Here is an 11348-nt window from a genome sequence, read left to right as displayed (position 1 = left end):
CATCAAGCACGCCGACCACGCCACCCGATAACCCACCCACGAACACCGCACTGCGGCGGGGCCGGAGACCACCCTCTCCCGCCCCGCCGCACATCCGTCACCGACCGGCCGTCACCGGGCGGTCACCGCCCCGGCCGGGGCGGGCGACGGAGGTCAGGGTCCAGCTGCCGGGTCCGAGCGCGGCGATGAGCAGGAACGACCAGCAGAACATGGCCGCCGCCTCGCCGCCGTTCTCGATGGGGAACAGCGCGGCGGACTGGTGCTCGACGAAGTAGGCGTAGGCCATGGAGCCCGAGCACAGCAGGGCGGCGGGGCGGGTGGCGACGCCGCCCAGGACCAGCGCGCCGCCGAACAGCTGGATGACGGCGGCCCACCAACCGGGCCAGGCGGCGACCTCGGGTTTGGCGCCGTGCGGTCCGCCGAGGACGTCGAAGAGGGTGGCGGCGCCGTGACAGGCGAACAGCAGCCCGACGACGATCCTGAAGAGCCCGATCACATGCTCTCTGTTCTTCTCCAGCGCTTCCATCGGTGAGGCTCCTCTCTCGCGGCGCCCCGAGCGGGGGCGGCGCCGTGGTGGGGGGTGGTGCTGCGGTCGTGCGGGTGCGTACCGAGTCGCGGATGGGTGCGGGCGGGACCTCCTCTCGGCGGACGGGACATGCCGGTACCGGACAGGACACGGGAACCGCGTGACGGCATGGCGGCACGACAGGGCGTGCGACCGTGGCGCGGTGTTGCCGACAGCGGCGCGTGGACAATGCGGGTTCAGCGCATCGCCGTGCATGGCGGTGCAGGCGTCGCAGTGGTGCGTGGCGGTGTGTCCCCCGGGCCGGTGAGTGCGGCGGAGGGGGTGCGCGGCGCTGTCGGTTGGGGCGGACGTGGTCCGGAACAGCTGACGTTCCCCAGACTTTTCACCACTCCCCACCTCCTTGTCTAGACCAATAGGCCAAGAAGTTCGAACGCGGGTGAGGGAGAGCAACTCGCCCACAAGGTCGGCCGGTTCATTTCCCTCGCCCTCTTGACCGGGTCAGGTTTCCAGCTATGGTCTAGACCTAATGGCGGTGAAGGTCTAGACCAACTCCCTGTGCGTGCATCCCAAGGAAGGGCAAGGCATGAACAAGAACAGACGGGTGGCCTGTGCCATCGGTGCGCTGATCGCGCCGCTTCTCGCGGTCAGCCTCCCGACCGGCTCGGCCAACGCCCATGGCTGGGTGACCTCCCCCGGCAGCCGGCAGGACCAGTGCGCGGCGGGCGTCGTCGACTGCGGTCAGATCCAGTACGAGCCGCAGAGCGTCGAGGGCCCCAAGGGCCTGACCAGTTGCAGCGGGGGCAACGCGCAGTTCGCCGAACTGGACGACGACAGCAAGCCCTGGCGGGTCACGTCGGTCGGCAAGACGCACTCCTTCACCTGGCACCACACGGCCCGGCACGCCACGGCCAACTGGCAGTACTACATCGGCAGCCAGAAGATCGCCGAGTTCAGCGGCGGCAACGCCCAGCCCGCCGCCGATGTCAGCCACCAGGTCGACTTCGGCTCCTACACGGGCCGTCAGAAGGTTCTCGCCGTCTGGAACGTCTCCGACACCGGCAACGCCTTCTACTCCTGCGTCGATGTCAACATCGGCGGCGGAGGCGGTGGCGAGGAGCCGACGGGCTGCACCGCCCCGGCATGGGCCGCCGGCAGCGTCTACAACGGCGGCGGCACGGTCTCCTACGGTGGCCACACCTGGCGGGCCAAGTGGTGGACCTCGGGCGAACAGCCCGGCTCCACCGGCCAGTGGGGTGTGTGGGAGGACCTCGGCGTCTGCGCTTAGCCACTAGCCACTAGCCACAGGTCACAGGTCACCGGTCACCGGTCACCGGTCTCTCGCCGCCATCCCGCTAGCCCGCTAGCCCGCTAGCCCGCTAGCCACTGTCCCCCGGCCCCGCCACCCCACCTTTCGGCGGGGCCGGGCCCCCGCGCAGGGCGCTCTGCCCCTGGTGCCCTGCGCGTCGGGCGGCGTCCGTCACCCGGGTCCGGCCGCCTCCCCCGTACCCTCGGTCGTCGTCCTGCCCGCTTCCCGGACCGCCGACCGAAAGGCGCGGACCAGGTCCGTGTCCGTGCCGTGGGGCCAGGCCAGGGCGATGCGCAGGGGGTCGACACCGGCCAGGGGGCGCCAGACCAGGTCGGGGTGGGCGTAGTACGCGGCCATGGACTCCGTACCGAAGCAGACGGAGGTGCCGGTGGCGGTGTGTTCGAGCATCTCCTCGACGTTGTCGTTCTGCGGGCCCCAGACGGGGGCGGAGCCGTCGGGGCGGGGGTTGACGGCCCACCAGTCGACCCAGGCGCGCGGCGCGCGGCCGGTCCACAGCAGGGGTTCGTCGCGCAACTCGGTGATGCCGACGGGGTCTTGTGAGCCGCCCAGCCGGTGGGAGGCGGCCACCGCGACCCAGCGGTTCTCCTCGGCGACCACCTCGTGGTCCAGGCCCTCCAGGTCGGCGGGCAGCCAGACGAAGGCCACGTCGACCAGTCCGCGGCGCAGTGCCTCCGCCTCGCCGCCCCACTCGAACCGCTTCGGCTCCACCCGCACCCCGGGGCGTCCCGCCAGCAGCAGTGCCCGTGCCCGCCGGCCCAGCGCGCCCGCGCCCGTCGCGACGAAGCCGATCCGCAGCAGCCGCTGCCGAGCCGCCTCCGCGCCCCGCACCTCGCGCAGTGCCGCCTCCCACTCCGACACCACCCCGCGCGCCAGCGGCAGCAGCGCCTCCCCCGCCTCCGTCAGCCGGATCTCCCGGCCGGAGCGGACGATCAGCCGCAGTCCGAGATCGCTCTCCAGCCGCTGTATCTGACGGCTCAGGGATGGCTGGGTGAGGAACAGTTCGCGGGCCGCCCGGGTGAAGCTGAGCTGTTCCGCCACCGCGATGAAGTACCGCAGCACCCTGGTGTCGATGTCCACGACCGGCCTCTCCCGCCCCCGCAACCGGGTCCGGCGACTCTCGCCCACCCATGCCTGCAACGTATGGCCGCAGGCATTGGACGCCCCGGTCTGCCGCTGATTCCGTTGAGGTCGTTCAGGCGTGGCGTTCGCGAGCAGGGGAGGACTCCGTCATGGAGCAGCCGAGGACGAAGGACAGCGGAGCGGGGGCGGCGGCCTCGCGGCGGAATCTGCTGCGCGCGGGGGCGGCCGGGGCGGTCGCCGCCGCCGCGCCCGGTACCGCCTCCGCCGCCGCCCCGGGGCCCGCCCTCTCCTACGACGGCAAGGTCGTCCTGGTCACCGGTGCCACCTCCGGTATCGGTGCGGCGGCCGTGCGGCAGCTCGCGGCGGCGGGCGCGCGGGTCTCGTTCTGCGGGCGGCGCGAGGGGCTCGGACGGAGCGTCGAGGCGTCGGTGCGGCGGGCCGGGGGCGATGCCACCTTCGTCCGTACCGATGTCCGGGAGGAGGCTCAGGTACGGCGGTTCGTGGAGGGGGTGATCGACCGGCACGGGCGGCTGGACGTCGCCTTCAACAACGCCGGGATCGAGAGTCCCCGCGCGGTGCCGCTGCACGAGCAGACCCTCGCCGATCTCACCGGTGTCTGGCGGACGAACACCGCCGGGGTGTTCCTGGCCATGAAGTACGAGATCCCGCCGATGGTGGCGCAGGGCGGCGGGGTCGTCGTCAATACGGCGTCCATCTCGGCGGAGGTCGGCTTCGCCACGATCGCCCCCTACAACGCCAGCAAGCACGCGGTCGCCTCGCTGACCAAGGTGGCGGCGCTGGAGTACGCGCGCGCCGGGGTGCGGGTGACCGCGTTCGCGCCGGGCGCGGTGGACACCCCGATGCTACGGCGGGCGGCGGAGGCGTTCGGGCTGTCGTACGAGGAGATCGCGGCGACCTATCCGATCGGGCGGATCGTGGCGGCGGAGGAGATGGGGCGGATCATGCTGTGGCTGGGCTCGGCGGAGGCCGGGCCGCTGATCGGGACGGATGTGGATGTCTCGGGGGGCTGGCTGACGGGCTGAGCCGGCTCCGGGGCCGTCCGGGGCCGTCCGCTGCCGCCGGCCGGGCCGCGCGTCGGGTGTCATGTCCCGTCGATCTCGCTCCAGAAGGCGTCGACCAGGGCGTTGAAGAGGTCCGGTGACTCCTGGAACGGCTGGTGCGCCTCGCCCGGGAGCACCTCGAAGCGGGCGTCCGGGATCGCGTCGGCCACGATCCGGCCGAGGCGCGGCGGGGTGGCGATGTCCTGCTCACCGGCGAGGACGAGGGCCCGGACGGTGATGCCGGGCAGCCGGTCGAGGGTGTCGTGGCGGGTGAACGCCTCCAGCTGCCGCTGGAACGCCTGCGCCGACTGCGGATGGGGGAAGGCGAGGGAGTCCTCGACGATCGCCGCCACCGTGCCGTCGGCGTGGGCGCGGGCCGTGTAGATCCAGAGGAAGAACGCCTCCAGCAGGGCGCGGGCGTCGGGGGCCCGGGTCGCCAGCCAGTGCCAGGAGCGGGTCAGGCCGGTGAAGTAGGCGTCCGCCTGGGCCCAGGTGCTGGTGAGGACGAGGCTGCGGACGGTTTCCGGGTGGCGGATCGCCAGTTCCTGGGCGATGGCGCTGCCGCCCGAGAACCCGGCGATGTGCGCGCGGTCGACGCCGAGCGCGCGGAGCAGGGCCGCGGCGTCGTCGGCGAGGGATGCCACGGAGAGCGGTCCGTCCGGGAGGGGGGTGCGTCCGGCGCCCCGGTTGTCGAAGGCGATCAGCCGGTAGCGGTCGGCCAGCCCGCCGAGCTGCGCCTCCCATGCCTCCGCGGGGTCCCCTAGCCCCGCGATCAGCAGGACGTCCGCCCCCTCGCCACGGCTCTCGGCCCAGATCCTCGCCCCGTCGGTCTCGACGAACTCACCCATGCGGCACCGCCTCCCCTCCCATGGTCTGCCCGGCGCACGGCGATCGGATGCGATCGGATGTAATCGGATGCGATCGGAGACCCGTGGATGCGTGGCGATGCGCGGCGATGAATTCCGCTCGCCCTGGGAGTCCCTTCTCCTGACCGGTCCCCGGCCGCGCCGGTCGCCGCACGCTGCTGACCGACTCGCGGCCCTTGCTGACAGGAGTTCCGATCGTGGCGGTGGGTATCTTCGCGGGCATTCCGGTGACCGACTGCGCGAGCGCCGTGGAGTGGTACACCCGGCTCCTCGGCACCGGTCCGTCGTTCCGGCCCCATGAACGGGAGGCCGTCTGGCAACTGGCCGAGGGCCGGTATGTGTACGTCGTCGAGGACGCGGCCCGCGCGGGCGGCGCCGTCGGCATGATCTGGGTGGACGACCCGGCGTCCGAGGTGGAGCGGATCGCGGCGACCGGTCTGGAGCCGGTGGGCGAGGAGCGGCACGGCACCGTGGCGAAGTGGGTGTTCCACGACGCCGACGGCAATGAGACCGGCATCGGCGGTGAGGTGTCCGCCGGGCCGTCCTGAGCGGCCGGGGCACCCCTCGGATCGGGTGCCCCGGCCTTGCCGGGACCGGCCTCGGCGGTCAGTCCGCCCGGGTCGAGAAGCGGCCCACCTTGCCGATGACATCGGCGCTGTGCAGCCGCAACGCCTGCTCCAGCGCGAAGTCCGCCATATAGCGGCGGAAGGCGTCGAGGTCCTCCTCCCCGGAGTTGAGCATCCGGCGATTGGCGGTGACGGCCGGGCCGCGCAGCCGGTCCAGGCTGTTCTCGACGGCGGTGTCGAGGGCGTCCGGGTCGTGCACCTCGTCGATCAGGAGCCGTGCCTCGGGGTCCTTCGCCCGGACGCGGTGCCCTTCCAGGATGATCTGCCGGGCCAGCCGCGGCCCGGTGTAGCGGGGCAGCCGGAAGTTGGCGACGCCGGGGACGATGCCTTCCTGGGCGGCGGGCAGGCTGAGGTAGGCGTCCGAGGCGGCCAGCACATGGTCCACGACCAGCAGCAGTTGCATCCCGCCGCCGATCGCGAAGGCGTCCACGGCGGCGACCCAGGGTTTGGCCCGGAGCGGGGTGTGCCAGGACGCCTCGTCACCGGCCCGGACACCGCGCCAGATCTTGTGCAGATAGCCGAGTTCGCGGCGGAGCAGGAACCCGACGAGGGAGATGCCCCCGGCGTGCAGGCTCTTGAGGTTGATTCCGGCGCTGAACACCCGCTTGCCCCGGTAGCGCGGGTGGGTCATCTCCCCGCCGCGCAGCAGGCAGAGTTCGACGCCGGGGTCGAGCAGCGCGAGATCGACGGCGGTCTCCATGTCGTCGACCTGCCGGTCGTCCTCGGCGTTGAGGCAGTCGTCCCGGCACAGGGTGAGCCGGGCGACCCCGTCCCGGCGTTCCAGCCGTACCGAGCCGAGGTCGGCGTGGCCCGTGGCGGTGAACTCCGGGAGCAGGTGCAGGGCCCGTTCGGTGGGGTCGAGCAGGCTCTCCATGAGGTGGCCGCCGGACAGGGGCGAGCGCAGGACACGGCTGAGGAAGAGACCGAGGTCGATCTCGTGCCCGGCCTTGTCGGCCTGCGGCAGCGCCCGGTCCGCGGCCAGTTCCGCCGGGGTCGGGACGAGCCCCTGGAACACGCGTCCCGCGTCGGCGGTCAGGGTCTCCAGGCCGGGGCCGCGGGTGCGGTTCCCGGTCAGTTCGGCGTAGACGGCGTCGGTGTGGGTGTCCAGGAAGGCGGCGCGCAGTGCTCTCAGCCGGCCGGGGGGTGCGGTGGCGTGCTGCCGGGCCGCGCGGGCGAGGGCCGCCCGCGCGGCGGGCAGGTCCGCCCGCAGTTCGTCCGGATCGATGGGGCGTGGCACGGTGGGCGGGCTGTCGGTGGTTGTCATGCCGTGGCCTCCGGTGCCCCGGTCCCCTCGGCGGCGGCCCCGGCGGACGCCCGCCGCAGCGCCCGGTCGCAGGCGGCCAGATGCGCCCCGAGCGCCTCCTCGAAGGGGACGGTCCGGGCGTCGAGCAGCAGTTGGCGCCGGATGGCCAGCTCGGAGCCGGTGAACGCGGCGGTGTACCCGGCCGCCGCCACCGCGGCCGATGGATCGTCCGTGACCTCGTCGACGAGGTGCAGGGCCAGCGCCCGCGCCGCGTCGAGCGGGGTGCCGTGGAGCACCGCGCGCCGGACGGCGGCCGTGCCGGAGGTCTGCTGGACCAGACGGTGCAGGGCCATGCCGGGCCAGGTGGCACCGTCGGTGACGGGGGGCACCAGCCGCAGCGAGGGCGTGGCGATGCGGAGGTCCGTGACCAGGAGGACGTCCAGGGCGGTGCCGCCGCAGTCGCCGTCGGCGACGGCGATCGTGGTGGTGGGCAGCCGCTCCAGTCGGCGCAGCACCCGCTCCCACTTGCTGACCAGGCCCACGGTCAGCCCGTCGGTCCAGCAGCCCGCCGGGGTGCCGGACAGCTCCACGACGACGGGGCCGTGCCCGCCGGGCTCCTCGGCGCCGTCGCACAGCGCCGCGACGGCGGCCACGGTCTCCGGGGTGGGGGGCTGCCCGCCGTCGACGCGCAGCCGCACCGGGCTCGTGCGCGGGGCGCTCACCACTGGACCAGCGCCGTCTCGATGGTGGAGCCAGGTCCCATGGTCATCAGCACTCCGTAGTCGCCGGCTCGGGCGCGGCCCTCCTGGAGCAGCCGCTGGTAGGAGAAGAGGAACGAACCGCTCGACAGATTGCCGTAGTCGCGCAGCACGTCGGTGGTGTGGCGCAGATCGTGGCGAGTGAGGCCGAGGTTGACGCGGACCGCGTCGATGACCTTCTTGCCGCCGGAGTGCACCAGCCAGTGGGCGATGTCGCTGCGGCGCAGCCCGGCGCCGTCCAGCAGCCGGTCCACGACGCGCTCCGCGTGGGCGCCGACCACGTAGGGGATGTCGGGGTCCAGATAGAAGCTGAACTTGTGCTGGGTGTCGTCCCAGTCGTAGCGCATGGCGCCGATCGCGTCGGTGATGAGATGGCTGGCGAAGCCCAGCAGGCGCGGGCCCGCCTGGGCGCCGGGGCCGCCGGGCAGCGCGTCGGGAGCGGGTCCGGCGGCGTCGGGCGGGTCGGCGAGCAGGGCGATGGCGGCGGCTCCGTCACCGAAGAGGCTGTTGACGACGGAGGTGCGCAGGGTCGCGTCCATGACGTAGGCGGCGGAGCACGCCTCGGCGCAGAGCAGGACCGCGACCTTGCCGGGGTGGGCCACGGACCAGGCGGCCGTGGCGTTGAGCGCGTTCAGGCCCGCGTTGCAGCCCATGCCGACGACGTCCACCCGGCTGGTTCCGGCGTTGATGCCCATGTCCTTGATGAGCAGGGCGCTGAGTCCGGGGGTGAGGAAGCCGGTGGTGGTGACACAGCACAGGTAGTCGATGTCCGCGAGGTCGAGTCCGGCGTCGGCGAGGCAGGAGCGGACGGCGCGGGCGCCCATGTCGAGAGCGAGGCGGGTGTGTTTGGCGAGGAGGTCCTTCTGGGTCTCCTGGACGAAGGTGCCGTCGTCGGCGCGGGGCGGGAGGGTGAGGTGCCGCCGCTCTATGGCGCTGTTCAGGAAGATGGACCGGATCCTGGGGTCGGTGATGGCGAACAGGTCCAGCAGTTCGCGCTGGGTGTAGGAGTGCTCGGTCACCGCGGTGCCGATGCCGATGACCCGGCTGGGGTGGGCGGTGTGCTTCGGCTCGGGTTCGAGGGGGGTCGCGGGGCGGGTGGGGGCTGAGGTGAGGGTCATCGGTAGGTCCACCCCCACATGCGGGGCTTGCTGCGCAAGCGTTGTACGGCAGTGAACACGTGCCGGTCCTTTCAGTGCCGGGCCGTCGTCCGGATGAACCGCGCCAGGCGGGCGGTTCCCTCGTGGATCTCGGCGTGGGTGAGATAGCTGACGGACAGGCGGAGGGTGTGCTCGCCGCCGCCGCCGGGATAGAAGTAGGACATGGGCGTCCAGATGACCCCGAACTCCTCGGCCGAGCGCGCGAGCGCGGTGTTGTCGGCGGGGAAGGGGACATCGACGGTGAGGAAGAAGCCGCCGCTGGGCCGGTTCCAGCTCACCCCGAGCGCGGTCCGCTCGGCCTCGGGGAGCGAGGCGTCGAGTTGCTGGAGCGTGGTGCGCAGGGCGTCGCCGTAGTAGCGGGCGGTGTCGGTGTTGTGCTCGGCGGCGCCGCCGTCGCCCGCGAGCAGCATCCCGCCGACGACGGCCTGGCTCAGCGCCGAGGTGTTGACGGTGACCATGCTCTTGATGCGGGTGAGTTCGTCGGCGAGCAGTCCGGTGCCGCCCGAGCGGTCGGTGACGAGCTGGTCGGCGACGGCGTAGCCGACCCGGGCGCCCGGGAAGAGGGACTTGGCGAAGGAGCCGAGCTGGACGACCCGGCGCTCCCGGTCGAGCGACTTGAGGGTGGGCAGTTGCCGACCCGGGCTCACCAACCGGTAGGGGCTGTCCTCCAGGATGAGGAAGTCCTCGCGGGCGGCGAGCTTGAGCAGCTCGTGCCGTTCGTCCAGGCCGATGGTGGCGCCGGACGGGTTGGAGTGGTCGGGGATGACATAGAAGGCGCGGGGGCGGCGGCCCCGGGCGCGCTCGGCCCGGATCGCCGCTTCCAGGTCGGCGCAGCGGAACCCGTCGGGCCCCTCCCCCACCGCCGTGGGCGCGATGTCGAGGAGGCGGGCGGCGCCGGTGATCCCCACATAGCAGGGGCTGGAGACGAGGAGGGCGTCATCGGGGCCCGCGATGAGGGCGCGCAGCGCGAGCAGCATCGCCTCCTGGCAGCCGACGGTGACGACGATGGACTCGGCCGGGACGTCGATGTTCTCGTCCAGGCGCAGCGAGCGGGCGATCAGCTCCCGGATCTGGCCGCCGGTCGGCCCGTACTGGAAGAGTGCGTCGCGGATCTGGGCGGGGGTGCGGCCCGCCGCCTCCAGGTGGTCCATGTAGCGGCGGATGTGGGTGAAGATCTGCTCGGGGTCGAAGAAGCCGTCGTAGGGGCGGCCGGGGGCGAACGAGATCGCGTCGGGGTAGCGGTGGGTGATCTCGTTGAGGAAGTTCATGGTGTCGAGCACCGGGTCGGAGACGCTGCCGTGCAGTTCCTCCTTCAGCAGCCCGGTGCCGTCGGTGCGGGGCAGCGGCGCGGGGGTCCGGGACGGGAGCGGCGGGGCGCTGCCGCCGAGGACCAGGGCGGGGGTGGCGTCGGCGACGGTGGGGCAGCCGGCCAGGGTCATCGCCTCGGCGAGTTCCCCGGTGACGATCCCGAGCACATCCGCGACGCCCTCGCGTCCGGCCGCCGCCAGGCCGTGCAGCACGGGGCGGCCGAGCAGGACGGCGTCGGCGCCGAGCGCCAGGGCGGCCAGCGCATCGCCGCCGCGCCGCACTCCGCCGTCCATCAGCAGCGCGCACCGGCCGGCCGTCTCCGCGGCGATCTCCGGGAGGACGTCGAGCGTGGCGGGGGCGCCGTCGAGCTGGCGCCCGCCATGGTTGGAGACCACGATGCCGTCCACGCCCGCGCGGACCGCCCGGCGGGCGTCGTCGGCGGTGAGGACGCCCTTGAGCAGCAGCGGCAGCGGGCTGACGGAGCGCACCCATTCGACGATGGTCCAGTCGAGGGCGGTGTCGAACTCGGCGCGGGCGTGATCACCGGGCGAGGCGAAACCGGCGGCTCCGCCCTCCTCGGTGAGATTGACGGGCACGATCCCCGGCGGCAGCCGGAAGCCGTTGCGCAGATCCCGCAGGCGGCGGCCGAGGAGCGGCGCGTCGACGGTCAGCACCAGCGCCTCGAACCCGGCGCGGGCGGCCCGCTCGATGAGCGCGCGGGTCACACCCCGGTCGCGGAAGCAGTACAGCTGGAGCCAGAGGGGGGCGGAGGCGGCCCCGGCGATGTCCTCGAAGGTGCGTCCGGCGAAGGTGCTGACGACCAGCGGCACCCCGGCCGCCCCCGTGGCGGCGGCGGTGGCGACCTCGCCCTCGGGGTGCGCGAGGGTGTGATACGCCAGCGGTGCGACACCGATCGGCGCGTCCCAGTCCCGCCCGAGGACCCGCGTCCCGAGCCGCGGCTGCGCCACCCCGGAGAGGACTCGGGGGCGCAGCCGGACCCGATCGAAGGCGGCGGTGTTGGCGACGAGCGTCCGTTCGTCCCCGGCGCCGCCGTCGATGAAGTCCCGGACACCTGGCTCCATCCGGAGGCGAGCGAGGTCGGCGTAGTCGGGGAGGGTCAGGGGGTGGGGGGTGGGTTCGGTGGGGGGCGGGGGGCTGGGGGTGGGCTCCGCCGGGGGCGGGGGGCTGGGGGTGGGCTCCGCCGAGGGCGGGGGGCTGGGGGTGCGGTTCGCCGGAGGCGGGGGGCTGGCGGTGGGCTCCGCCGGGGGCAGGGAGCTGACGGAGGGCTCCGCCTGGGGCAGCGGGCGGGCGCCCGGGGTGCCGGTGCGACCGGCCGGGGTCGGCGAGCCGTCGGCTGCGACGCCCGAGGTCACCGGGCGCCCCGCGCCGCCGCGTT

Annotated in this window: 10 protein-coding genes and 1 pseudogene; 3 read left to right on the top strand and 8 right to left on the bottom strand. The window is 73.5% G+C overall.

Features of this window, described 5'->3' with window-relative positions:
• Nucleotides 1-97: 97 nt before the first annotated feature.
• Nucleotides 98-526, bottom strand: coding sequence for a DoxX family protein (locus ABZX40_RS39335; RefSeq protein WP_355750246.1), 429 nt, complete (start codon nucleotides 524-526; stop codon nucleotides 98-100).
• Nucleotides 527-1109: 583 nt separating this feature from the next.
• Between ABZX40_RS39335 and ABZX40_RS39330 the strand changes: the two genes are divergently transcribed.
• Nucleotides 1110-1811 (top strand): lytic polysaccharide monooxygenase, encoded by a 702-nt coding sequence (locus tag ABZX40_RS39330; protein WP_355750243.1) that lies wholly within the window; start codon nucleotides 1110-1112, stop codon nucleotides 1809-1811.
• Nucleotides 1812-2003: 192 nt separating this feature from the next.
• Here ABZX40_RS39330 and ABZX40_RS39325 read toward each other — a convergent pair whose 3' ends face one another.
• Nucleotides 2004-2930 (bottom strand): LysR family transcriptional regulator, encoded by a 927-nt coding sequence (locus ABZX40_RS39325; RefSeq protein WP_355750241.1) that lies wholly within the window; start codon nucleotides 2928-2930, stop codon nucleotides 2004-2006.
• Nucleotides 2931-3082: 152 nt separating this feature from the next.
• On the opposite strand from ABZX40_RS39325, the gene ABZX40_RS39320 reads away from it, so the two are divergent.
• Complete coding sequence (locus tag ABZX40_RS39320) at nucleotides 3083-3976, top strand: SDR family NAD(P)-dependent oxidoreductase (RefSeq protein ID WP_355750239.1); 894 nt, start codon at nucleotides 3083-3085, stop codon at nucleotides 3974-3976.
• A gap of 59 nt (nucleotides 3977-4035) precedes the next feature.
• Here the strand turns inward: ABZX40_RS39320 and ABZX40_RS39315 are convergent, their stop codons facing one another.
• On the bottom strand, nucleotides 4036-4842 hold the full coding sequence (locus tag ABZX40_RS39315; RefSeq protein ID WP_355750237.1) for an alpha/beta hydrolase: 807 nt from the start codon (nucleotides 4840-4842) through the stop codon (nucleotides 4036-4038).
• Nucleotides 4843-5057: 215 nt separating this feature from the next.
• On the opposite strand from ABZX40_RS39315, the gene ABZX40_RS39310 reads away from it, so the two are divergent.
• Nucleotides 5058-5408 carry a VOC family protein gene (locus ABZX40_RS39310; RefSeq protein WP_355750234.1) on the top strand — a complete coding sequence of 117 codons (351 nt, stop codon included), beginning with the start codon at nucleotides 5058-5060 and terminating at the stop codon, nucleotides 5406-5408.
• Nucleotides 5409-5466: 58 nt separating this feature from the next.
• Here the strand turns inward: ABZX40_RS39310 and dpgC are convergent, their stop codons facing one another.
• The 5 genes and pseudogenes from dpgC to ABZX40_RS39285 all read right to left on the bottom strand — a co-directional run.
• Nucleotides 5467-6750 carry a (3,5-dihydroxyphenyl)acetyl-CoA 1,2-dioxygenase DpgC gene (dpgC, locus tag ABZX40_RS39305; RefSeq protein ID WP_355750231.1) on the bottom strand — a complete coding sequence of 428 codons (1284 nt, stop codon included), beginning with the start codon at nucleotides 6748-6750 and terminating at the stop codon, nucleotides 5467-5469.
• Nucleotides 6747-7451: an enoyl-CoA-hydratase DpgB gene (gene dpgB, locus ABZX40_RS39300; protein WP_355750228.1), complete on the bottom strand. Its 705-nt coding sequence runs from the start codon at nucleotides 7449-7451 to the stop codon at nucleotides 6747-6749. The genes dpgC and dpgB overlap by 4 nt, the downstream gene beginning before the upstream one ends.
• A complete protein-coding gene (gene dpgA / locus ABZX40_RS39295; protein WP_355750226.1) occupies nucleotides 7448-8605 on the bottom strand; it encodes a 3,5-dihydroxyphenylacetyl-CoA synthase DpgA in 1158 nt (385 codons plus the stop codon). Before dpgA ends, dpgB begins: the two co-directional genes overlap by 4 nt.
• Before the next feature lie 71 nt (nucleotides 8606-8676).
• Nucleotides 8677-9912, bottom strand: coding sequence for a PLP-dependent aminotransferase family protein (locus tag ABZX40_RS39290; protein ID WP_355750251.1), 1236 nt, complete (start codon nucleotides 9910-9912; stop codon nucleotides 8677-8679).
• A 135-nt stretch (nucleotides 9913-10047) separates the two neighbouring features.
• Nucleotides 10048-11034 (bottom strand): annotated as a pseudogene (locus ABZX40_RS39285) (alpha-hydroxy acid oxidase); the annotation flags it as partial.
• Between the last annotated feature and the right edge of the window lie 314 nt (nucleotides 11035-11348).

The sequence above is a fragment of the Streptomyces sp. NPDC004610 genome (assembly GCF_040609715.1).
GTDB lineage: Bacteria > Actinomycetota > Actinomycetes > Streptomycetales > Streptomycetaceae > Streptomyces.
The sequence above is the reverse complement of the archived record's forward strand: the minus strand, read 5'-3'. Positions and strand labels throughout refer to the sequence as shown.

Coding starts and splice junctions, on each gene's coding strand:
- ABZX40_RS39335 (WP_355750246.1), bottom strand. CDS start 526: ATGGAAGCGCTGGAGAAGAACAGAGAGCATGTGATCGGGCTCTTCAGG.
- ABZX40_RS39330 (WP_355750243.1), top strand. CDS start 1,110: ATGAACAAGAACAGACGGGTGGCCTGTGCCATCGGTGCGCTGATCGCG.
- ABZX40_RS39320 (WP_355750239.1), top strand. CDS start 3,083: ATGGAGCAGCCGAGGACGAAGGACAGCGGAGCGGGGGCGGCGGCCTCG.
- ABZX40_RS39315 (WP_355750237.1), bottom strand. CDS start 4,842: ATGGGTGAGTTCGTCGAGACCGACGGGGCGAGGATCTGGGCCGAGAGC.
- dpgC (WP_355750231.1), bottom strand. CDS start 6,750: ATGACAACCACCGACAGCCCGCCCACCGTGCCACGCCCCATCGATCCG.
- dpgA (WP_355750226.1), bottom strand. CDS start 8,605: ATGACCCTCACCTCAGCCCCCACCCGCCCCGCGACCCCCCTCGAACCC.
- ABZX40_RS39290 (WP_355750251.1), bottom strand. CDS start 9,912: ATGAACTTCCTCAACGAGATCACCCACCGCTACCCCGACGCGATCTCG.